26 protein-coding genes and 1 tRNA gene are annotated in these 20,533 nt (G+C 28.0%); 19 read left to right on the forward strand and 8 right to left on the reverse strand.

The window, feature by feature from the left end; translation table 11 throughout:
- Positions 1-17: 17 nt before the first annotated feature.
- On the reverse strand, positions 18-440 hold the full coding sequence (locus L8V77_RS00110) for a PepSY-like domain-containing protein (RefSeq protein ID WP_263706116.1): 423 nt from the start codon (positions 438-440) through the stop codon (positions 18-20).
- 133 nt (positions 441-573) lie between these two features.
- On the opposite strand from L8V77_RS00110, the gene gltX reads away from it, so the two are divergent.
- The 3 genes from gltX to L8V77_RS00125 are packed head-to-tail and all read left to right on the forward strand — an operon-like array spanning position 574 to position 3,796.
- Positions 574-1,869, forward strand: coding sequence for a glutamate--tRNA ligase (gene gltX, locus L8V77_RS00115; protein ID WP_263682298.1), 1,296 nt, complete (start codon positions 574-576; stop codon positions 1,867-1,869).
- Position 1,870: 1 nt separating this feature from the next.
- Entirely contained in the window at positions 1,871-2,158 is a 288-nt protein-coding gene (locus L8V77_RS00120; protein WP_012661430.1) for a YggT family protein, read from the forward strand.
- Positions 2,159-3,796: a lytic transglycosylase domain-containing protein gene (locus tag L8V77_RS00125; RefSeq protein ID WP_263706119.1), complete on the forward strand. Its 1,638-nt coding sequence runs from the start codon at positions 2,159-2,161 to the stop codon at positions 3,794-3,796.
- Here L8V77_RS00125 and L8V77_RS00130 read toward each other — a convergent pair.
- Complete coding sequence (locus L8V77_RS00130; RefSeq protein WP_263706121.1) at positions 3,684-4,178, reverse strand: hypothetical protein; 495 nt, start codon at positions 4,176-4,178, stop codon at positions 3,684-3,686. The genes L8V77_RS00125 and L8V77_RS00130 overlap by 113 nt on opposite strands.
- Positions 4,179-4,264: 86 nt before the next feature.
- On the opposite strand from L8V77_RS00130, the gene mobB reads away from it, so the two are divergent.
- The 6 genes from mobB to L8V77_RS00160 all read left to right on the forward strand — a co-directional run bounded on the left by mobB (position 4,265) and on the right by L8V77_RS00160 (position 9,444).
- Positions 4,265-4,744 (forward strand): molybdopterin-guanine dinucleotide biosynthesis protein B, encoded by a 480-nt coding sequence (mobB, locus tag L8V77_RS00135; protein ID WP_263706124.1) that lies wholly within the window; start codon positions 4,265-4,267, stop codon positions 4,742-4,744.
- A gap of 9 nt (positions 4,745-4,753) precedes the next feature.
- Positions 4,754-5,602 (forward strand): class 1 fructose-bisphosphatase, encoded by an 849-nt coding sequence (locus tag L8V77_RS00140; RefSeq protein WP_263706125.1) that lies wholly within the window; start codon positions 4,754-4,756, stop codon positions 5,600-5,602.
- Positions 5,602-5,796: a hypothetical protein gene (locus tag L8V77_RS00145; protein ID WP_263663348.1), complete on the forward strand. Its 195-nt coding sequence runs from the start codon at positions 5,602-5,604 to the stop codon at positions 5,794-5,796. The genes L8V77_RS00140 and L8V77_RS00145 overlap by 1 nt, the downstream gene beginning before the upstream one ends.
- Before the next feature lie 13 nt (positions 5,797-5,809).
- Positions 5,810-7,696, forward strand: coding sequence for a methionine--tRNA ligase (gene metG / locus L8V77_RS00150; protein WP_263706126.1), 1,887 nt, complete (start codon positions 5,810-5,812; stop codon positions 7,694-7,696).
- Entirely contained in the window at positions 7,697-8,638 is a 942-nt protein-coding gene (locus tag L8V77_RS00155) for a hypothetical protein (RefSeq protein ID WP_263706127.1), read from the forward strand.
- Positions 8,639-8,700: 62 nt separating this feature from the next.
- Positions 8,701-9,444: a substrate-binding domain-containing protein gene (locus tag L8V77_RS00160; RefSeq protein WP_263663345.1), complete on the forward strand. Its 744-nt coding sequence runs from the start codon at positions 8,701-8,703 to the stop codon at positions 9,442-9,444.
- A gap of 43 nt (positions 9,445-9,487) precedes the next feature.
- Here the strand turns inward: L8V77_RS00160 and L8V77_RS00165 are convergent, their stop codons facing one another.
- Both L8V77_RS00165 and queC read right to left on the reverse strand, forming a co-directional pair.
- Complete coding sequence (locus L8V77_RS00165; protein ID WP_263663344.1) at positions 9,488-10,060, reverse strand: YceI family protein; 573 nt, start codon at positions 10,058-10,060, stop codon at positions 9,488-9,490.
- Between the two features lie 62 nt (positions 10,061-10,122).
- A complete protein-coding gene (gene queC, locus L8V77_RS00170; RefSeq protein ID WP_263706128.1) occupies positions 10,123-10,788 on the reverse strand; it encodes a 7-cyano-7-deazaguanine synthase QueC in 666 nt (221 codons plus the stop codon).
- Positions 10,789-10,840: 52 nt separating this feature from the next.
- On the opposite strand from queC, the gene ybeY reads away from it, so the two are divergent.
- Positions 10,841-11,254, forward strand: coding sequence for an rRNA maturation RNase YbeY (gene ybeY / locus L8V77_RS00175; protein ID WP_263706129.1), 414 nt, complete (start codon positions 10,841-10,843; stop codon positions 11,252-11,254).
- Complete coding sequence (locus L8V77_RS00180) at positions 11,255-12,223, forward strand: DUF3298 and DUF4163 domain-containing protein (protein WP_263706130.1); 969 nt, start codon at positions 11,255-11,257, stop codon at positions 12,221-12,223.
- 4 nt (positions 12,224-12,227) lie between these two features.
- Here the strand turns inward: L8V77_RS00180 and L8V77_RS00185 are convergent, their stop codons facing one another.
- A complete protein-coding gene (locus L8V77_RS00185; RefSeq protein ID WP_263663340.1) occupies positions 12,228-12,638 on the reverse strand; it encodes a PepSY-like domain-containing protein in 411 nt (136 codons plus the stop codon).
- A 114-nt stretch (positions 12,639-12,752) separates the two neighbouring features.
- Between L8V77_RS00185 and L8V77_RS00190 the strand changes: the two genes are divergently transcribed.
- Complete coding sequence (locus L8V77_RS00190; RefSeq protein ID WP_263706131.1) at positions 12,753-13,283, forward strand: rhomboid family intramembrane serine protease; 531 nt, start codon at positions 12,753-12,755, stop codon at positions 13,281-13,283.
- Positions 13,280-13,771: a SixA phosphatase family protein gene (locus L8V77_RS00195; protein ID WP_263706132.1), complete on the forward strand. Its 492-nt coding sequence runs from the start codon at positions 13,280-13,282 to the stop codon at positions 13,769-13,771. Before L8V77_RS00190 ends, L8V77_RS00195 begins: the two co-directional genes overlap by 4 nt.
- Before the next feature lie 421 nt (positions 13,772-14,192).
- Here the strand turns inward: L8V77_RS00195 and L8V77_RS00200 are convergent, their stop codons facing one another.
- Positions 14,193-14,390, reverse strand: a complete 198-nt coding sequence (locus L8V77_RS00200) for a molybdenum cofactor biosynthesis protein (RefSeq protein WP_263679393.1) — start codon at positions 14,388-14,390, stop codon at positions 14,193-14,195.
- A 94-nt stretch (positions 14,391-14,484) separates the two neighbouring features.
- Here L8V77_RS00200 and L8V77_RS00205 point away from each other — a divergent pair, with 94 nt between their 5' ends.
- From L8V77_RS00205 to L8V77_RS00215, 3 genes are read left to right on the forward strand one after another with little or no spacing between them, the layout of a single operon-like run.
- The gene (locus tag L8V77_RS00205) at positions 14,485-15,168 is read left to right on the forward strand and encodes an aspartate/glutamate racemase family protein (RefSeq protein WP_263706133.1); all 684 of its coding nucleotides are present in this window, start codon (positions 14,485-14,487) and stop codon (positions 15,166-15,168) included.
- Positions 15,168-16,235 carry a tyrosine-type recombinase/integrase gene (locus tag L8V77_RS00210; RefSeq protein ID WP_263706134.1) on the forward strand — a complete coding sequence of 356 codons (1,068 nt, stop codon included), beginning with the start codon at positions 15,168-15,170 and terminating at the stop codon, positions 16,233-16,235. The genes L8V77_RS00205 and L8V77_RS00210 overlap by 1 nt, the downstream gene beginning before the upstream one ends.
- A 45-nt stretch (positions 16,236-16,280) precedes the next feature.
- Positions 16,281-16,649: a hypothetical protein gene (locus L8V77_RS00215; protein WP_263706136.1), complete on the forward strand. Its 369-nt coding sequence runs from the start codon at positions 16,281-16,283 to the stop codon at positions 16,647-16,649.
- A 2-nt stretch (positions 16,650-16,651) separates the two neighbouring features.
- Here the strand turns inward: L8V77_RS00215 and L8V77_RS00220 are convergent, their stop codons facing one another.
- On the reverse strand, positions 16,652-17,509 hold the full coding sequence (locus L8V77_RS00220) for a DMT family transporter (protein ID WP_263706139.1): 858 nt from the start codon (positions 17,507-17,509) through the stop codon (positions 16,652-16,654).
- Positions 17,510-17,595: 86 nt separating this feature from the next.
- On the opposite strand from L8V77_RS00220, the gene murA reads away from it, so the two are divergent.
- Both murA and L8V77_RS00230 read left to right on the forward strand, forming a co-directional pair.
- A complete protein-coding gene (gene murA / locus L8V77_RS00225) occupies positions 17,596-18,852 on the forward strand; it encodes a UDP-N-acetylglucosamine 1-carboxyvinyltransferase (RefSeq protein ID WP_263706140.1) in 1,257 nt (418 codons plus the stop codon).
- On the forward strand, positions 18,849-20,009 hold the full coding sequence (locus tag L8V77_RS00230) for a molybdopterin molybdotransferase MoeA (protein WP_263706141.1): 1,161 nt from the start codon (positions 18,849-18,851) through the stop codon (positions 20,007-20,009). Before murA ends, L8V77_RS00230 begins: the two co-directional genes overlap by 4 nt.
- Before the next feature lie 30 nt (positions 20,010-20,039).
- Here L8V77_RS00230 and L8V77_RS00235 read toward each other — a convergent pair whose 3' ends face one another.
- Entirely contained in the window at positions 20,040-20,336 is a 297-nt protein-coding gene (locus tag L8V77_RS00235; protein WP_087700600.1) for a hypothetical protein, read from the reverse strand.
- Positions 20,337-20,446: 110 nt separating this feature from the next.
- On the opposite strand from L8V77_RS00235, the gene L8V77_RS00240 reads away from it, so the two are divergent.
- Positions 20,447-20,521, forward strand: a tRNA-Gly gene (locus tag L8V77_RS00240).
- Positions 20,522-20,533 lie beyond the last annotated feature (12 nt).

Raw genomic sequence — 20,533 nt, forward strand, 5'->3', positions numbered from 1 at the left:
AAAGCTTAGCTTAATTTTTAATCATCAAATTTTTGCCCTAAGAAATTTCCATTTACATCAGTATAAATTTCCATCATATTATTAAGCTTAAATTTATAACCTTGAATTTCTTTTTCAACTTTAATTATACTTGCGTTTGGATGCATTTTTTTAATCGTTGTTAAAATATTTGGATTTAAAAAAGAAGTATCAATTGGTCTGTATTTTGCATCAATTTCTTTCCAATCTCCATTGATGAAAAACTCAAGTTCAGTTCCATTGTCTAAATAAACATCAAAACTATCAATATCTTGTTTAACTAAAGCTATGTTTGAGCCTGTAAAATGTTTTTGTATAAAATTTTTAGAATTTGCCGGTAAAGCATTTACACCTACAACCATATCTCTTGCAAAAACACAACTTGCTAGAGTTAATGCCACTAAAGCTATTTTTAATTTCATTTTTTATCCTTTAAATTGAATTATTTGTGAAATCATATAAATATTGAGTGAATTTTGTGTGAACTTTGTTTTTTTAAAATAAATAGCAAGTATTTAATTGTATAATGATAAAAAAGTTTTAAAAGGATAAATAATGTATAGGTTTGCACCATCGCCTACTGGAGATATGCATATTGGAAATTTAAGAGCAGCTTTGTTTAATTATATTAAAGCAAGACAAGAAAATACAGATTTTATTTTGCGTATTGAAGATACGGATAATGCTAGAAATATTGCTGGAAAAGAAGAAGAAATAAAAGCTATTTTGAAAGAATTTGGTATAACTTGGCAGCATTATTATGTACAAAGTGAAAATTTGAAATTTCATCGTCAAATGGCTTTAAAGCTAGTAAGTGAAAAAAAAGCTTTTGCTTGTTTTTGTACTGAGGATGAGTTAGCGCATAAAAAAGAATTAGCTAAAAGTAAAAATCAAGCATATAGATATGATGGCACTTGTGAAAAATTAGCAGATATTGATGTGTTAAATTGTGAGAAACCTTTTGTAATTCGTCTTAAAAAACCTCAATCTCAAATGAAATTTACTGATTATATTAAAGGTGAGATTAGTTTTAATCCTGAAGATATTGATAGTTTTGTGATTATGAGAGCGGATAAAACCCCAACTTATAATTTTGCTTGTGCGGTTGATGATATGTTAGAAGGTGTTACTTGTATTATAAGGGGAGAAGATCATGTTTCAAATACTCCTAAGCAAGAGCATATTAGAGCAAGTTTGGGTTATGATAAAAGCATGACTTATGCACATTTACCTATCATCTTAAATGAAGAGGGTGTTAAAATGAGTAAAAGAGAGGCTCATTCTAGTGTAAAATGGATGCTTGATAATGGATATTTAGCAAGTGCTATTGCAAATTATTTAATCCTTTTAGGCAATAAAACTCCAAAAGAGATTTTTACTTTAGAAGAAGCTATAGAATGGTTTGATTTGAAAAAAGTTTCAAAATCTCCTGCTAGATTTGATACTAAGCGTTTAATGCAAATTAATCGTGAGCATATAAAAATGCTTGATAATGATAAATTAAATTCTTTGTTAAATTTAGGCAAAGATGTAGCGGAGCTTGCAAAATTTTATACTCAAGAAGCTAGCACACTAAATGAGATAAGAGAAAAAATACAAGCCATTTTTGCAGTTAAAAATTATAATAAATTTGAAAATGAGTGTAAGTTGATTAAAGAGATTTTAAAAGATTTGGATTTACCTCAAGAATATGATGAGTTTAAAAAGATTTTGATGGAAAAAACAAATTTAAAAGGTAAAAATTTCTTTATGCCTTTGCGTTTAGTATTAACAGGGGTTACCCATGGACCTGAAATGAGTGAAATTTATACTCTAATCAAGCCTTTTGTTAAAGAAATTATAAAGGAGTAAAATGGGAGTTGGAACAAGTTTGATTGTATCTTTGGTGCAAATTTTTTCTTTAGTGATTGAAATTTATGTATGGATTATAATTATTGCTGCTTTAATTTCTTGGGTAAGGCCTGATCCATATAATCCTATAGTACAAATTTTATATCGTTTAACTAATCCTGCTTATGCTTTTGTAAGAAGATTTATCCCTACTACTATAGGAAGTATTGATTTAGCACCTTTGATTATTATTTTAGGATTAAAATTTATCCAAATATTTTTATCAAATTTAATTTTAGGAAGTTTATAAGTGTTGAAAAAAAGCGTGGTATTACTTTTAGCCGGAGTAGTTTTTGCAAATAGTGCGATGTATTCTTATAAAGAATTAGAGCAAAGACCAAATTCTTTAGCTAAGGATTATTATTTATATCGTTTATTGGAAAAAAATGAATTTAGAAAAGAAGAAGTTGAAGGTTTAAAAGAGCATATTTATCGTTATGCAGGGCGTATTAAAAATGCTATTGAAACGATTGTTCCACCTTTGGGATATAATAAAGAATATGAAGCTTGTTATAAATTTAATACGCAAAATATCTTAGATGCTAATGCTACTTGTCAGCTTATAAGATTAAACAGTTTAACTTTTATACAAGATCTTAATGCTTCAACGCGTAATGAGATGAAAAAAATTATCCCACAGGATAACCCAAATTTAGTAAAGCTTTTAGAAGCTTTTAATGCTAAAGATCCTCTAAGTTATGCGGTTTTAAATTATGATAGTGCAAATTTTTATAAAATTTATGGCTTTTTAAAAGATAAAAAGGATTTTTTCTTAGAAAAAGATTTTGTAAATGAATTAGCAAAAGAAAAAGAATTTACAAATTTTGTAAAAGAAATTATCATTAAGAAAAAAAGTCCATTGATAAGAAAATCTTTGGTTAATGTAGATGCAAATTTAACTTTTCAAGATAATGCATTTTACTTAGGTGTGAATGCTATTTTAGAAAATGACGATAAAAAAGCACTGGAATTTTTCCAAGTAGCAAAAGATACTTTTAAAAGTAAGCCTTTAGTAGATAATGCAAATTTTTGGATTTATTTAATCACTCAAGATAAAAAGTATCTTGATGAGCTTGCTCAAAGTGATTCTTTAAATATTTATAGTCTTTATGCAAGGGAGTTAAAGGGCTTGCCTTTGCCTAAAATAGAAGAATTAAGTCCAAAAAAACAAAAAAATGATTTTGATATGAAAGATCCTTTTGCTTGGCAAAAACTTGCAAAAGAAATTGCAAAAGGTACTCCTAATGAGTTAGAAAAGCTTGCAAAAGATTTTTATACTAAAGAAAATATCGCTATTTATGCTTATATTAAAGAAAGAGCTGAGGGTTTTAAAAAACATTATTTCATTATGCCTTATTTTGAGTATTTAAAAGATTATTCTACACAAAGAAAGGCTATGATTTTAGCTTTAGCTAGACAAGAAAGCCGTTTTATCCCAACAGCTATTTCAACCTCTTATGCTTTAGGTATTATGCAATTTATTCCATTTTTAGCTAATCATATAGGCAATAAAGAATTGCAAATTCCAAATTTTGACCAAGATATGCTTTTTGATCCAAAAACAGCCTATACTTTTGCAAATCATCATTTAGATTATTTAGAATCTAAACTTAATTCTCCAGTATTTGTGGCTTATGCTTATAATGGAGGTATAGGATTTACTACTAGAATGCTTAAAAGAGAAGATATGTTTAGAGCAGGAAAGTACGAGCCATTTTTATCTATGGAACTTGTTCCTTATGCAGAAAGTAGGGTGTATGCTAAAAAGGTTTTAGCTAATTATATTGTGTATTTGCATCTTCTGAACGATAATACACCGATTTCGAAATTTTTTGAAACTTTAACTCAAAACACTGATTCTCAAAACACAAATCAAGTTTTAAAATAGGTTTTTGTACCAACTCATCAAGGGTGATTTTGTAATAACTTGCATAATCACTTTTGATGATATATTTAAACAACTCATCATTTTGATCTAAGGTTTTTAAGTTAGTTTTTTCTCCATCTATGAGTATTGAAATTTGTTCTTGTTTGATATTGATATTTGGTAAAAAACTAAGCACAAAAACTTCTTGTTGACTTTTTTCATCTAATACAGGATTTAGATAACTTAACAAAGCAACTACTCGATTATCTTTATAATTAAAATTGATTTTTTGTGCATACATAAGAGTTTGGCTTTTTAAATCGATTTCACTTTGTTTTTGGGTTTTGTTTGAACATGCAGTAAAAATAAGTGTTAAAAAAATAATCATATAAATTTTTTTCATATTTTATTCCTAATTTTTTTATAATTATAAGCTTTTAACTTTTAAAAAGATATAATTTTGTTTATTTTCTTTGATTTAAGGAAGTTATGAAAAGATTAGCAATGGCTTTTAGCGGGCCTTCCAATTCAGGTAAAACAACTTTAATAACTCAAGTTGCTAAGTATTTTATGGAGCAAAATTATAAAGTATGTATTATAAAACATGATCCAAAAGATAAAGCAAGTTTTGATATAGCAAAAAAAGATAGTTTTAAATTTTTTCAAAGCGGTGCTGATGTAATGGTTTTAAGTCCTACAAGGACAACTTTATTTACACATTCTCCAAGCACTTTAGATGAAGCTATTTCTAAACTAGGGAATTTTGATTTTTTATTTATAGAGGGCTTAAAAACCTTAGATATGCCAAGAATTAGTGTTTTTTGCAAAGAAGTGGATGAGAGCTATTTTACTTATTCTAAGGCTATTGCAAGCTATGAGAAAATCGAAAATAAAAATTTAACTTGGCTTTATTTGGATGATTTAGAAAGTATTTGTGATTTTATATTAAAAAATTCAAAAAAAGTATAGGGGTAAAATATGCAAGAATTAATTAACGATATACAAAAAGCAGTGATTGAAATTTCAAAAGAACTTAGATATTTAAAAGATTTTGATTATACTACTTCTCAAAATGCTACTGGAGATAATCAATTAAAACTTGATGTAAAAAGCGATGAGATTATCACTAGAATTTTAAAGCAAAGTAAAGGTATAAAAAGCTTAATTAGTGAAGAAAAACAAGAACAATTATTAATCAATGAAAATGAAAAATACATTGTTGCTTATGATCCTTTAGATGGCTCATCTTTGGTAGATGTGAATTTTGCTATAGGTTCTATTTTTGCTATTTATGAGCAAAAGGCTAGTGCAAAAAATCTAAAAGCAGCAGTTTATGCTATTTATGGTGTGCGTTTAGAGCTTATAGTATGCATAGATACTCCTAAGCTTTATAGGTTAAATGAAAATGATGAATTTGTTTTTGTTAAGGATTTAAAATTAAACGAAAAAGGCAAATTAAATGCAAGCGGCGGGACACAAAAAAATTGGTCAAATACTCATAGAGCTTTTATAAAAGCTTTATTTGATGAAGGATATCGCTTAAGATATTCAGGTGCTATGGTGAGTGATTTACACCAAATTTTACTCAAAGGTGGAGGATTATTTTCATATCCTGCAACAAGCGATGCGCCAAATGGAAAATTAAGAGCATATTTTGAGGTATTTCCTTTTGCTTTTATTTTTGAAAAAGCAGGAGGGCTTTCTACTAATGGAGAAAATGATTCTTTGCTTGATTTAGAATTTGAAAAAATCCATGCAAGTACGCCATGCTTTTTGGGTTCAAAATATGAAATTGAAAAACTAAAACAAGCTTATAAAGGGCTTTAATGGCTGAAGTTAAAGATGAATTTGAACTAGCTTTAGAAGCTAAAAAAAATGAACTTCAAGCTTGTCAAAACGATAAAAACTTAAAATCTTGTTTACCTTGCTCTATGATTTTTGAGTGCTCTTTAAGAAAAGAGTATATTGATGCAGTTTATAAGAGTATGTCTAAAGGTAAAGAAGGTGGATTTGATTTTTAATTAAAGGTTGAAAATGCGTTATATTACTACTCCGATATATTATGTAAATGATGTAGCTCACATTGGTCATGCTTACACTACGATTATAGCAGATACTTTGGCTAGATTCTATCGCTTGCAAGGAGAAAAAACATTCTTTTTAACAGGTACAGATGAACATGGCCAAAAGATAGAGCAAGCTGCTAGTGCTAGAAATTTTACCCCTAAAGAATATGCAGATGAAATTAGTTCTAAGTTCAAAAAACTTTGGGATGAGTTTGAAATTTCTTATGATTATTTCATTAGAACTACAGATGAAAATCACAAATTAAGCGTACAAAAAGCATTTAAAAAAATGTTTGATAAAGGTGATATTTATAAAGGAACTTATGAAGGTTTTTATTGTGTTTCTTGTGAGAGTTATTTTACCCAAACTCAGCTTGTAAATGAGTGTCATTGTCCAGATTGTGGTAAAAAAACACAGCTTTTAAAAGAAGAAAGTTATTTTTTCAAGCTTTCTAAATATCAAGATCAAATTCTTAAATGGTATAAAGAAAAAGAGCCGATTTTACCTAAAAATAAGGCTAATGAGTTGATTCATTTTGTAGAAGGTGGCTTAAAAGATCTTTCTATTACAAGAACGAGTTTTGAGTGGGGTATAAAGCTTCCAAAAGAATTAAATGATGAAAAACATGTGGTGTATGTTTGGCTTGATGCTTTGATGAATTATGTGAGTGCTTTGGGTTATGGACTTGATGATAAAAATATGGATCTATGGCCTGCTCATATTCATTTTGTAGGTAAAGATATCTTGCGTTTTCATGCAGTGTATTGGCCTGCGTTTTTGATGAGTTTAGAACTTCCTTTGCCTAAATTTGTAGCAGCGCATGGCTGGTGGACTAAAGATGGTGAAAAAATGAGCAAATCTAAAGGCAATGTAGTAGCACCTAAAGAAGTAGCAGATACTTTCGGTTTAGAAGCTTTTAGATATTTTTTACTCAGAGAAGTTCCTTTTGGCAATGATGGGGATTTTTCACAAAAAGCATTAATCACTAGAATCAATGCAGAATTAAGCAATGAGCTTGGAAATTTATTAAATAGAATTATCGGCATGAGTGCTAAGTATTCTCAAAATATTATTGATTGTAAAGATGTGAATTTGTATTTTAATCAAGAATTAAATGAATGTAAAGAGTATTTAGATAATGCAATCAATGCTTTAGAAAATATCCAGCCAAATCGCTATTTAGAAGAACTTTTTAAGGCTTTATCTTTAGCAAATTTAAGTATTAGTAGGTATGAGCCTTGGAATTTAATTAAAAATGATCAAATGCAAAAAGCTAATGCCTTAGTAGCTTTATGTGCTAATATTTTAACAAAAGTTACTATTTTACTTTCAGCTACTATGCCAAAAACAGCTTTAAAAATCGCCAAAGCTTTAAATTTTGAAATTTCAAACGAAAACTATCAAAAACTAATTTTAAATAATCAATTATGCGATTTAAAATCAAGTGCATGTGAAGCTTTATTTCCAAAAGTTGAATTAACACAAGAAAACAAAAAAGAAGAAAAAGTAGAAGAGAAGCCAAGTTTAGCTCAAATTAAAATTGATGATTTTAAAAAAATTGAAATTAAAGTAGCACTAGTAAAAGATTGTCAAAATATAGAAGGCAGTGAAAAGCTTTTAAAATTTCAACTTGAACTTGAAAATGGCGAACTAAGACAAGTGCTTTCGGGTATTGCTAAATTTTATAAAGCTAGTGAGTTAATAGGTAAGCAAGTTTGTGTCATTACCAATCTAAAAAAAGCTAAAATTTTTGGCCATGAAAGCCAAGGTATGATTTTAAGTGCAGAAAAAAATGGTAAATTAGTTTTAATTAGCCCACAAAGCTTTATCGAAAATGGAGCTTTAATAGGCTAGATGAATATTTCTAATTTTATTGAGCTTGTTAATGCCCAAGTTTTAAACTATGGAGCAACTTCTAGTGTTTATGATTTTAGTATAGATTTAAACAAAGTCAAACAAGCAAGTGTATTTTTTGCTAAGAATAATGAACAAGCTAGTTTTGCTATAAAACTTGGAGCTTATGTTATAGTAAGCGAGGAGAAATTAAATCTTGAAGATAAAGATGTGTTTTATCTTCAAGTTGATGATCTTGAAGAAGCTATTTTTAGGCTTTTTAGATTTTTATGTGAAGAAAAATCTTATGAATTTATATATTGCAATCATGTAGAATTAAAATTTGCAAAAGCCTTTAATTTTAAAGTCTTAAATTCAAATATTTTATTAGATTTTGATCTTTTAAAAAATTCTAAAGAAAAAACTTTCTTTTGTTCTGATGATGAAAAATTTATTTTAAAATTAAAATCAAATTTTCATACCTTAAAAGCTTGTAAATATGAAATTTTAGGCTCAAAATCTTTATTTCAAACGAGCTTACTTTGTAAAAATTTGTATTTTAAGGATTTAAAATTTGCATTTTTTTATGCAGATATTTTTGCTAGTTTTATTGAATTTATAGAAAGTCAAAAATTACCCTTTAGTTTTAATGATAAAAAATTAGAACTTTTTAAAGCCTATTTTTTAAACTCAAAAAATGAAATTTGTGTTTTTGGAGGTAGCTCTAGGGTGATTTTACTCGTGGAAAATGATGAAGATTTTGACTTTATAGCACAAAAACTTCAAGACACTAAGGGTTTTAAAACCGCATTAAAAAATTCTTTATTTTGTGATTTTTCTTATACAAATTTAAAAGAATTAAAAAATTTTCTTGACTTTAGATATTGCTTGATAAAAGAAAACATAGAAGACTTTTTAGAATGTTTTTTTGTCTATGAAAAAAATATTAATTTATTTGATTAAAAAAATATATACTTTAAAAAGCTATATTTCTAATTTTATTTTATTAATTTAAAGGAAAAAATATGAAAAAATTTTTATTTTTAAGTTTATTTGCTGCAGCTGCATTGAATGCTGAAATTTTAGTTTATGGCCCAGGCGGTCCAGCTCCTGTTTTAAAAGAACTTGCTAAACAATTTGAAGCAAAAAGCGGAGAAAAAGTTATCGTTAATGCAGGGCCAACACCTAAATGGATCAAACAAGCCAAAATGGATGCTGATATCATTTATTCTGGTAACACATCTATGATGGATGGATTTGTTAAAGCTATGTCAAAACAAATCAAAATACAAGATGTTCAGGTTTTAAATGCTAGAGGATCAGGTATGATAGTAAGAGCTAATAACCCTAAAAAAATTAAAAAATTTGAAGACCTTTTAAAAGATGGTGTTAATGTTATGGTAGTTGATGGAGCAGGGCAGGTTGGCTTGTATGAAGATATGGCTTTAAAAACAGGAAAAATCGAAAACCTAGAAAAACTTAGAAAAAACATCAAAGTGTATGCTAAGAATTCAAAAGCAGCAGTTGATGAGTGGAAAAATAATCCAAATATCGATGCTTTAATCATTTGGACACATTGGATTAAAGCAGTTGGTGAGAAAGAAAATAAATTTATAAAAGCAGATAAAAACTCAATTATTTATAGAGCTGCTGAAATAGTACCAACACAAAAAGGTTTAAAAAATCCAAAAGTAGCTGAATTTATAGAATTTACACAAAGCAAAGAAGCGCAAAAAGTATGGGAAAAAGAAGGTTGGTTAGCTAAATAAATTAAATTAAAGCATTTTACTTTATTGTAAAATGCTTTTTAAATTATTTTTCGTTAATTTCTGCTTCTATATTTATTTGCACTTCATCACTAAGTGTCAAACTAGAGGTATCTGGAGCAAATTTAAAATCACTTCTTTTAATTTGTCCTTGTAAAGTAAATCCTGCCTTTTCTTTACCACTATCTGTTTTAATAACCCCACCAATTTCAGTATCTAAAACAATATCTTTACTTACACCAGCAATATTTAAAGAGCCATACATCTTACCTTTTTCATTAGAAATTTTTTCATATTTGCTCATAGTAAAAGTGATGTTTGGGTGAGTTTTTGCTTTGAAAAAATCATCTTGTTGTAAATGAGCATCTCTTGCTTTATTTTCAGTATTTATAGAAGCAACTTTTACATTTGCTTGAAGTTTATTAAATTCAAATTTAGTACTATCAAAATCAACCACTGCATCATAGTCTTTAAAATTTCCATTTACATTGCTAATTTGTAAATGCTTGATTTTAAAAGCTACATTTGTATGAGCTTTATCTAGAATAAATTCTTTACTTAAAGCATTGCTTGCTAAAATTGAAGCAGCTAAAAATGAACCAAGTAGTATTTTTTTCATTAATTCTCCTTTTTTAATTTGTAAAATCTATTATACAAACAAAAATAAAATGAAAGTAAATTTTAAATGTACTCTATAAAATCTTTCACATTGGCTTCTTTAAAGCCTTTTAATCTTAATAAACAACTATCACATTTACCACAAGCTTTATCTTCTCTTTCATAGCAAGACCAAGTGTATTCTAAGGCTACCTTTTCTTTTAAGGCTAATTCAACTATTTGTCCTTTGCTTAGATGAACTAATGGGGTTTTAATTGTAACATTACAAGTTTTTGTTGTGCCTTCATTGATAAACTCACTTGCTTTTTGTATGAAATTTGCACTACAATCAGGATAACCACTGCTATCTTCTTGCACTACTCCTATGAAAATACTTTCGCATTTTTCTTTTTCAGCTATGGCTCCTGCAATAGATAAAAAAATGCCATTTCTAAAAGGAACATAAGTATTTGGAACTTCTTTTTCGTGTAGCTTTTCTTTAGGAATTTCTAAATTTAAATCCGTTAAAGAATTACCACCAATATTTGCTATAAATGAAACATCTAAAATATATTTTGTTTTTATATTAAGTTTTTCACAAATTTTATTAAAACATTCTCTTTCTTTAAGCATGGTGCGTTGACTGTAATCAAAATGCAAAGCAATGATTTCATATCCTTCTTTTTTGGCTAAATATGCACATAAAGTACTATCCATACCACCACTTATAATACAAAGAGCTTTTTTCATACTTTTCCTTAATTTTGATATAATTTGAAATTATAAAATCAAAAGGATAATAATGATTTTTTGCGAAGAAGAAATGGATATTTCTTTTCTTGAAAAAATTGCTCAAAAAATGAGTGATCAAAATATAGAACTTGTTTTGGTAGATGAAAAAACCATGCATGAAATTAATCTTAACCAAAGAGGAGTAGATAAAACTACAGATGTTTTGTCTTTTCCTTTAGTGCCAAATTGTGAAAATTTGCTTGGTAGTATTGTGATAAATTTAGATGAAGTAAGTAAAAAAGCAATGGAATATAAACACAGCAATGAAGAAGAGATGGCATTGCTTTTTATACATGCTATGCTTCATTTGCAAGGTTATGATCATGAGGTAGATCAAGGACAAATGAGACAAAAAGAACAAGAATGGATTGAGTATTTTAAACTACCAAAAAGTTTAATTATAAGAACACAAGAAGGGGATTGAATGATTAAAAAAATAATATTAAATTTAGGTTTATGTGCGAGTTTATATGCATATAATGAAAATACATTTACATTAAATATTTTAGAAGGAAAGGAATTTGATATTCACTTATATAGTTCCATTAAAAGTAACACTAGTTATGGTTTTGTCCAAACAAAACAAAAACAATACAGTTTTTGGGGTAGTGCTAAGAATGATGAATATTATATAGATATAGCAGATTTTGGAACTTGCGTTTTAAAAGATATGCATAAAAATAAATTTGATGCTTTATGTAAAATAGATGAAGCAAAAAAAGAATTTAGTTTTTTAGCCAGCAAGACAAATATGATGATTAATCAGCTATCACTTAAAGAACAAAAACAACTAGATGCTAATAAAACTATAGAATTTGACTTTAGTGAGGATATTTTAAAATTAACAAGTAAAAATGAAAAATTAAATAAAATTATTGATGACTTTAATGAGAATTTAGATAAAAATTCATTAAAACAAAAAGCAAAAGAAAGCTTTGAAAAATGGAGTAAAGAAAACATTTCTAATAATGAGTTTTTTTCTCAAGCTTATATGTTTTATCAAGATGAGCATATTATCTCTTTAGGAAAAAATATTTATGAATATAAAGGTGGTGCTCATGGTATGACTAATTTTTTAAGAAAAACTTATAGTATTGATGATATGAAACTTATAAATATAAAAAATGAGTTAAAAATAGAAAGTGAAGATTTTCAGAATATGATTAAGCAAAAGATTTTAAGTTTATACAGTGAAAATGAATTATTTGATATTAAAGAACTTAAAATGAGTGAAATTTTTGAAGTAAGAAAAGATGGATTAAATTTTATATGGGAACCTTATGAGATAGCTCCATATTCAACAGGAGCAGTTGAAGTTTTTATAAGTTTTGATGAATTAAAACCTTTTTGGAAGAAAAATTCAAAACTTGCTTATTTGAGTAAAATCAAATAAGCATTTAATCATCAAATTTTTGTCTTAAAATTGTTCCATTATCGTCTATGTAAAGCTTCATTTGATTGTTTAGTTTGATTTTATAATAAGAAATTTTTCTTTCTATTTCTATGATTGCTGTATTAGGGTAGATATTTTTGATGGTATTTTGTATTGTTAAAGGTAAAATCGCATAATTTAACGAGCTAAAATTTTCAGCCTCTTTAAATTCTCCATTAAGTGAAAACTCAATCTCACTTCCATCGCTTAAATAAATCTCATAAGAATAACCATCTTGTTCTACTAGGCCTATTTCTGCATTAAAATAATCTTTGATAAATTGTTTGATATTTACCGGTAAAGAATCAGGTGCTATAACTATACCTGCATTAAGGGTATTTAGAGTGATCAAAAAAGCAAAAGCTAGTTTTTTCATTTTTAACCTTATTTTATTTTTTGACGATATTGTATCTTATTAGTGTGAATTTTATGTGTAAGCTAGAATTTAAATAGCTTTTTGTTATAATTATTAAAAATACAAAGTAGGGTAATGATAGCTTCCTTTTTAATCGCTTTAAATATTGTGATATTTGTCTTTGTGAATTATCTTTATTTTGGATCCTTAAATTTAGATGCTATTTTGGGTTTAAATTTATTTTTCTTTCAAGGATTTTACTGGCAAATTCTAAGCTCAATGTTTATGCATGGAAATTGGCCTCATTTGATTTTAAATATGATAGTGCTTTTTCAATTTGGCTCTATGCTGGAAAAATACTTAAAAAGCTTTAAATTTGCTTTGCTTTATTTAATTGGCGGAATTCTTTGCTCTTTGCTTAGTGTTTTTTATGTGTATTTAAGTTTTGATGGTAGTTTTGTAAACGTAGTGGGCGCAAGTGGTACTATATGTGTTTTAATGGGATATTATGCATATTTGGATAAAACCGCCACTAAAGGACTTATCGTAGCTATATTATTAATGAGTTTTATACCTATTTTTATGGGTGTAAATATAGCTTGGTATGCACATATTTTTGGCTTTATATGCGGATATCTTTTGGGTAAATTTAAGGTTATAAAATGAAATATATCTATTTTATCCGTCATGCTAAGGCTCAAAAAGAAAACTATGAACAAGATTTACAACGAGAGCTTAGTTCTAGTGGAAAAGATGATTTAAAAACTATGATTTATAGGATTAAAGATTTAGGATTTAAAGCCCAAAGTATCATTTCAAGTCCTGCTAGGCGTTGCATAAAAACAGCGCAAAAACTCTGCAAAAGCTTTTCTTTAAAAGAAAAAGATATCAAGATAGAAAAAAACTTTTATGATGGTAATTTAGAAGATGTATTAAATTTTATAAAAGAATTAAAAGAGAGTAGGGTAGTGCTAATTATGCATAATCCTTTATTGCAAGAACTTTGTGAATATTTAGCCCATATAGATTTAGAAAACTTTCCAACTTCTGCTATTTTATGTATGCAATTTGATATAAAAGAATTTAAAGATATAAAAGAACACAGCGGGGAAGTTGTGTTTTTTGATTATCCTAAAAGTCAAGAAAATAACTAATCTACATTTTTAAACTTCAATTTTATTTAAGTAAAAATACAAACTAAGATTTAGTTGAAATAAAAAATATACATCTTTAGTCTTTCATAGCTACATAAAATAACTTATAATATTTTTCAAAAAATTATACTTATTTTTTTATGGATAAGTTATGTTCACTCAAAAATTAAAATGCTTTAAAATACTATAATATAGGTATTTTAAAATATATTTTACTTATGAAAGAACAGATAAATATAAAAGTTTGAAAATTATAGTTTTCAATACAAAATATATATAATTTCAAGATTTTACTATTTATCATATAATTTTACATATATATTAAGTTTAAGTTAAAATATTTTTATAGACTAAAAAAGCTAAAATGATGAGTAAAAAGGAAAATAAATATAAAAGTTTAGCTTGTATGGAATTTTTGGTTTTATTTGGATTTTTGGATTAATCTTGAAAGTTGTCTTGCTAAAAGTTTGGCACTATTTTCATCTTTGCTAAGTTTTTTCATATTTTCTCTAAATTCATAAAGTCTTTTTTCTTGTGCAAAGTCATTTGAAGTATTATTTTGTTTTGAGGTATTGCTTTGGTTTGCTTGCTTTTGCGCGGTTTTTTTCTTAAAAAACATATTATCACCCTATTTTGTTTTTATAATTATAGCTTGATATTTTTTAAGTAAGATTTTTTTATAATTTTTATATTAATTTTAAAGGAAAAAAAGTTTGAAAACCATAGGTTTAATAGGTGGAATGAGTTATGAAAGCACACTTAGCTATTATGAAATAATCAATAAATTAACAAATGAAAAATTAGGAAAATTACACAGTGCTAAGATAGTTTTAACTAGCGTTGATTTTGAAGAAATAGAAGAATGTCAACGCAAGAATGATTGGCAAAAAGCAAGTGAAATTTTAACCCAACATGCCCTACTTTTGCAAAAATGCGGAGTTGATTTTATATTAATTTGTACTAATACTATGCATAAATGTTATGAAAATATACAAAAAAACATTCAAATTCCTATCTTGCATATAGCTAAAGCTATGCTTTTAGAGCTTCAAGAGCAAAATATCAATAAAGTATTGTTGTTAGGGACAAAATACACTATGCAAGAAGATTTTTATAAACAACTTTTAATTAATTCAAAGATCGAAGTTTTTATTCCCAAAAATGATGATATTTTAAAGCTTAGTGATATTATTTTTAATGAGCTTTGCAAAGGTATTATAAATAAAGACTCAAAAAAATATCTAGATGATTTGATTACTCAATTTCCGGAGGTTCAAGGAGTAATTTTGGGTTGTACTGAACTTGGTTTAATTGTAAAAGAAAGCTCTAAAAAGCTATTTGATAGTGCATATATTCATGCAAAAATGGCTACTTTGAAAGCCTTGGAGAATGAGTGATGAAATATCCTCTAGATTGTGAAGAAAATTTTGAAAAGTCCTTTTTATTTTGGCTTTGTAGATATGTGAAATTTAAGCTTAATTCTTTATCAAATAAGGAATTAAAAGACCCTCAAGCTTTGGCTGTAGTAAATTTAGCTTTAAGTAAGGGTGTTAAAAATATACAAGAGCTTGATGCTTATGTAAAAAAAGCAAGAAATGCAGGACTTAGTGGTGTAAATACGTATTTTAATCCTTTGAAAAAACTTTATGAGTATTTGTTATTTTATAAGCTTTATTCGCTAAAACAAATCGATGAAGAGCTTTTAGTGGAAATTTTAGCAAGTATTAGCGCTTCTTTATCTGATGCGAGTAAGAAAAATTATCGCATAGCCGTGATTAATTTTTTTGCATTTTTAGATAAACAAAATGAAGAAGATCAAAAAGCGCATATTTTTGATATTAATCTTAAAAATTGGGCGGGTATAAGTGGTTCTAAAGGAGTTAAACTACCTGAATATATGAACGAAGATGAAGTGAGTAAATTTTTAGATGCTATTGATAATACAGATTTTAAAAGCAACACTATACGCAATCGTTTGATTATTAAAATCATCATTTTTACAGGAATTAGGGTTAGTGAGGCTATTAATATAAAATTAAAAGACATTAGCGAAGAAAATGATCTTTATATCATACGTATTAGAGCTAAAGGCAATAAATACCGCGTTGTGATGATTAAAAAAGAGCTTATAGAACATCTTTTAAAAGATGTAAGGGTAAATTATCTTTCTTGTGATGGACTTTTATTTGTCAATCGCAATGGCAAAGCCCTAACCCAAGCTTATGTTTCGCGTATAGTAGAACAAATTTTATTTAAAGCAGGGATTCGCAAGCAAAAAAACGGAGCACATATGCTAAGACACACTTTTGCTACCCTACTTTATAAAAAACAAAAAGATTTAGTTTTAGTCCAAGAAGCACTAGGCCATGCAAGTTTAAATACTTCAAGAATTTACACACACTTTGACAATGAAAAACTAAAATTAGCTGCAGAAGTAGCAAAAAAACTTCACGATAGAACTTAAATTTTTATAAAAAAATCCGATATATCCTTAAAGAAAGGATATATCATGCAAATAAATGATTATGCTAGTAAAATTAATCCTTATATTTTAAACACTCAAAAAGAAGAAAAAGAAAGTAAAGAGAATAAGAATTTTATAGAATTTAAGTTTACACAAGGTGTGAAAGAGCTTGAAAAAAGTGTTAAAGATAATCAAAATAACAGTGAATCTGAAGATCAATTAAGCAAGCTTTATAGCGAGTTAGCTAAGATACAAGCTAAAATTGCAGAATTAAATGCAAAATTACAATCAAGTCAAGATCCGCAAAAAGCTCAAATGATTAATTCTCAAATTCAAGGTTTAAATGCACAAATGCAAAGTATATATGGCCAAATCATGCAAATACTTTCTCAAGCCATGCAAAGTATGCAATGATTTTAATGTTTTTTAGCATTTAAAAACACACTAAGAATAATCAAAGCAAAAGCAAAAAGATCAATCACGCTATAAATAGTTCCTAAAAATAAAAAACTCATAAAAGCAGCAGCCACAGGTTCTATACAAGCTATCATACTAGCTTTAAAAGCTCCTATTAATTCAACTCCTTTTAAGTATAAACAAAAAGCCCCTATTGTGCCTATAAATACAATCGCGCTCATAGCCAAAAAGGAATTTAAAGAAAAATCATGTTTTGGGATATTTCCTTGTAATAATACAAAAAGCAAAAAAGAAGCAAATGAACTAGCCAAACCCATGATTAAAAATAAGCCATATTTTGCTATGATAAGTCTAGTACTCAAAGAATAAAATGCCACTCCAAGAGCTCCAAAAAAAGCCCAAATAACACCTCTTATATCAAGTTTTAAGTTGTTAATATCTCCATTTGTTATAAGTAAAAATAAGGCAAAAAGTATTAAAAGCAAAGCGATTAGCTCTATTTTTTTAGGTAAAATTTTATTTTTAAAACACATAAAAAGCATTATGATTAATGGTGCGTTGTATTGTATCATCGTGGCAGTTCCTGCATCGGTATAATAAATGGCTTTAAAATAACCATATTGAGTTATCAATAAACCAAAGATAGAAAAAATCAAAAGAGAGCTAAGTTCTTGTTTTTGCTTTAGTAGTTTTAATTTGAAATTTTTTGCACCCAAAATTATTAAAATAATGCCTGTAAAAAGCAAACGATAAAAACTCACCCATTCAGCAGAATAATGATTTTTAAACAAATACTCAGCCAAAACTCCACTTACAGCCCAAAATATCCCACCAAGTATGACTAGAAAAACTCCCAAAAAATACCTTTAATCTTATTAATTTATATAATATTTGTAGTAAAATATTATTATATCATTAAATGTATGTATTTTAAGGAAAATTAATGACTTATTTAGAGATTGATGGTGTTGAAAAATTAAACGGAGAAGTGATAATAAGCGGTGCAAAAAATGCAGCACTTCCTTTGATAGCTTCAAGTATTTTAGCTAAAAATGAAGTGCAAATTTCAAATTTACCAAATGTAGCAGATATTTGTACCCTACTTTCTTTGCTTGAAAATTTAGGAGCAAATTATACTTTTAAAGACAATTTTGCAAAAATAAATACAAAACATTTAAATAAAACCATAGCAAAATACGACATCGTGCGTAAAATGCGAGCTTCTATACTTACCTTAGGACCTTTACTAGCTAGATTTGGAAATTGCGAAGTTTCTTTACCGGGAGGTTGTGCTATAGGCCAACGTCCTATTGATTTGCACCTTTTAGCTTTAGAAAAAATGGGAGCTAATATTGAGATCAAGCAAGGTTATGTGGTAGCTAGCGGAGGGCTTAGGGGTGCTGATGTGATGTTTGATAAAATCACTGTTACAGGTAGTGAAAATATCATCATGGCAGCAGCTCTAGCTCATGGTAAAACTAGACTTTTAAATGTTGCTAAAGAGCCTGAAGTAGTGCAACTTTGTGAGGTTTTAGCTAGAGCTGGGCTTGATATACAAGGCATAGGATCTTCTGAGCTTGAAATTTATGGCACAAGTGGAGAGCTTTTAGAATTTAAACCTTTTGAAATCATTCCTGATCGTATTGAAGCAGGAACTTATCTGTGTGCAGGAGCTATCACTAACTCAAAAATCACTCTAAAAAAAGTCAATGCAAGCCATCTTAGCGCAGTTTTGGCAAAGCTAGAGCAAATGGGTTTTAGCTTTGATATTAATGAAGATAGTATTAGTATAAATCCTGCTAAAGAAATCAAACCAGTTGAAATTTTAACTAGCGAATATCCAGGTTTTCCAACGGATATGCAAGCACAATTTATGGCTTTAGCTTTAAAAGCAAATGGTACAAGTATTATTGATGAGAGATTATTTGAAAATCGTTTTATGCATGTAAGTGAGCTTTTAAGAATGGGAGCTGATATAAGATTAAACGGGCATATTGCTACTATAAATGGCACTAAAGAGCTTTTGGGAGCTGATGTTATGGCTACTGATTTGCGCGCATCTTCTGCTTTGATTTTAGCGGCTTTAGCAGCTAAAGGCACAAGTAAAATTCATAGAATTTATCATCTTGATAGAGGGTATGAAAATTTAGAAGAAAAATTTAAAAAACTAGGCGCAAATATAAGAAGGCTTGAAGAATGAGAGATATTTTTACAACTTTAGATTTTTTAAAAGAACAAATCAAAGCAAAAAATGAATTTCAAAGAGTAAATTTGACGCAAGCTTTGGGGTGTATTTTATATGAAGATGTTTTTGTGAAAAAAAACCTACCCGCTTTTGATAATTCTGCCCTAGATGGTTATGCATTAAATTATACACATAAGAATGAATTGCTAGAAATAAAAGGAAGCATTTTAGCAGGCGATAAAAATGATTATATTATAGAAAAAAATGAATGCTATAAAATCATGACAGGAGCTAAAATTCCTCAAAATGCAAACACCATTTTAATGTTTGAAGAAGCTTTGTTTGAAGATGAAAAGCTCAATGCTAAAAACGCTAAAGAAAACAATGCCATCCGCTTTAAAGGCGAGGAAGCAAAGCTTGGAGAGCTTTTGTTTAAAAAGGGACAAAAAATCACTTCAGGTATGGTAGCTATGCTTGCTGCTCAAGGAATTTATGAGTTAAATGTCGTTAAGAAAATGCGTATTGGAATTTTTTCAAGTGGAGATGAGCTTGTAGAACCTTGGGAAAATGCTGATGAATGCAGCATATACAATGCAAATGCTTTTGGTATTTATGCTATTTTGCAAGATTATGCTGATGTTGAGTATTTAGGACTTATAAAAGATGATTTAAATGCATATAAAAAGCTTTTAGAAAATAAAGAATTTGATATACTTATAAGCAGTGGTGGAGCTAGCGTGGGTGAGGCTGATTTTATCAAACAAGCTTTACTTGAGTGTGATTTTAACCCTATTTTTGAAAAAGTCAATGCTAAACTTTGCAAGCATGTAAAACTTTTTAGCAAAAGCGATATGCTTTTTCTAGCCCTACCAGGAAATCCTTTAGCCTCTTTAGTTTCAACACATATTTTTGCAAAAAATATACTCAATTTACTTTATAGTAAAGAACTTTTGGAATTTGATAAAGCAAGATTGACTAAAGATTTAAATTTCAAAGGTCAAAGAAATGATTTTGCTTTTGGAAAATTAGTTGATGGTTATTTTAAACCAAGCGAAGCTAAATTTGGCTCAGGTATGCTAAAACCTTTATGTGAAAACACACATATTTTAATCACGCAAATTGATGATACAAAATTAGCAAAAGATCAAGAAGTTAAAGTTTTAAAAATTTAATAGGGTATTACACTACCCTATTTTGAATGATTAATTTCTTGCTTTATCTAAGGTTTTAAAAAGATTATTTAAGATATTTTCTTCATTTTTTTGGTATTTGCTTTGGCGTAATTTCTCCCAAGCATATACGCTATAATCTTTAGAAATCGAACCTATATTTAAATCTGTATTACTAAAAGCATTGTTGCTATCTTTTTTATACTCTTTTTCTTCTTTGTCTTTAAGTGCATTAAGTGTAGCTTGAAATTCATCTGAAGATGTGTTTTTTTCTTTGATTTTTGTCATATTATTTAGGGCTAGCGGACTATTTTTATCATTTACTTGCATGAGAACTCCTTTTTTAAAATTTAATAACTATAAGCAAAAAACATTCCTTAATTTTAAAAAACTTGACAATAAAATAAAGTTTTGATAAAATCACGCTCTACTTTCAAAATGCGGGAATAGCTCAGGGGTAGAGCACAACCTTGCCAAGGTTGGGGTCGCGAGTTCGAATCTCGTTTCCCGCTCCACTTCTTTTAACT

This window comes from Campylobacter sp. IFREMER_LSEM_CL2127 (genome assembly GCF_025771745.1).
In the GTDB taxonomy this organism is placed as follows: domain Bacteria; phylum Campylobacterota; class Campylobacteria; order Campylobacterales; family Campylobacteraceae; genus Campylobacter_D.

Excerpts from the sequence above, each read along its gene's own strand:
- L8V77_RS00195 (WP_263706132.1), top strand. The coding sequence starts at position 13,280 with ATGAAATATATCTATTTTATCCGTCATGCTAAGGCTCAAAAAGAAAAC.
- gltX (WP_263682298.1), top strand. The coding sequence starts at position 574 with ATGTATAGGTTTGCACCATCGCCTACTGGAGATATGCATATTGGAAAT.
- ybeY (WP_263706129.1), top strand. The coding sequence starts at position 10,841 with ATGATTTTTTGCGAAGAAGAAATGGATATTTCTTTTCTTGAAAAAATT.
- L8V77_RS00235 (WP_087700600.1), bottom strand. The coding sequence starts at position 20,336 with ATGCAAGTAAATGATAAAAATAGTCCGCTAGCCCTAAATAATATGACA.
- L8V77_RS00130 (WP_263706121.1), bottom strand. The coding sequence starts at position 4,178 with ATGAAAAAAATTTATATGATTATTTTTTTAACACTTATTTTTACTGCA.
- L8V77_RS00185 (WP_263663340.1), bottom strand. The coding sequence starts at position 12,638 with ATGAAAAAACTAGCTTTTGCTTTTTTGATCACTCTAAATACCCTTAAT.
- L8V77_RS00145 (WP_263663348.1), top strand. The coding sequence starts at position 5,602 with ATGGCTGAAGTTAAAGATGAATTTGAACTAGCTTTAGAAGCTAAAAAA.
- L8V77_RS00215 (WP_263706136.1), top strand. The coding sequence starts at position 16,281 with ATGCAAATAAATGATTATGCTAGTAAAATTAATCCTTATATTTTAAAC.
- L8V77_RS00210 (WP_263706134.1), top strand. The coding sequence starts at position 15,168 with ATGAAATATCCTCTAGATTGTGAAGAAAATTTTGAAAAGTCCTTTTTA.
- metG (WP_263706126.1), top strand. The coding sequence starts at position 5,810 with ATGCGTTATATTACTACTCCGATATATTATGTAAATGATGTAGCTCAC.
- L8V77_RS00140 (WP_263706125.1), top strand. The coding sequence starts at position 4,754 with ATGCAAGAATTAATTAACGATATACAAAAAGCAGTGATTGAAATTTCA.
- L8V77_RS00180 (WP_263706130.1), top strand. The coding sequence starts at position 11,255 with ATGATTAAAAAAATAATATTAAATTTAGGTTTATGTGCGAGTTTATAT.
- L8V77_RS00230 (WP_263706141.1), top strand. The coding sequence starts at position 18,849 with ATGAGAGATATTTTTACAACTTTAGATTTTTTAAAAGAACAAATCAAA.
- L8V77_RS00190 (WP_263706131.1), top strand. The coding sequence starts at position 12,753 with ATGATAGCTTCCTTTTTAATCGCTTTAAATATTGTGATATTTGTCTTT.
- mobB (WP_263706124.1), top strand. The coding sequence starts at position 4,265 with ATGAAAAGATTAGCAATGGCTTTTAGCGGGCCTTCCAATTCAGGTAAA.
- L8V77_RS00165 (WP_263663344.1), bottom strand. The coding sequence starts at position 10,060 with ATGAAAAAAATACTACTTGGTTCATTTTTAGCTGCTTCAATTTTAGCA.
- L8V77_RS00160 (WP_263663345.1), top strand. The coding sequence starts at position 8,701 with ATGAAAAAATTTTTATTTTTAAGTTTATTTGCTGCAGCTGCATTGAAT.
- L8V77_RS00200 (WP_263679393.1), bottom strand. The coding sequence starts at position 14,390 with ATGTTTTTTAAGAAAAAAACCGCGCAAAAGCAAGCAAACCAAAGCAAT.
- L8V77_RS00155 (WP_263706127.1), top strand. The coding sequence starts at position 7,697 with ATGAATATTTCTAATTTTATTGAGCTTGTTAATGCCCAAGTTTTAAAC.
- murA (WP_263706140.1), top strand. The coding sequence starts at position 17,596 with ATGACTTATTTAGAGATTGATGGTGTTGAAAAATTAAACGGAGAAGTG.
- L8V77_RS00120 (WP_012661430.1), top strand. The coding sequence starts at position 1,871 with ATGGGAGTTGGAACAAGTTTGATTGTATCTTTGGTGCAAATTTTTTCT.
- L8V77_RS00110 (WP_263706116.1), bottom strand. The coding sequence starts at position 440 with ATGAAATTAAAAATAGCTTTAGTGGCATTAACTCTAGCAAGTTGTGTT.
- queC (WP_263706128.1), bottom strand. The coding sequence starts at position 10,788 with ATGAAAAAAGCTCTTTGTATTATAAGTGGTGGTATGGATAGTACTTTA.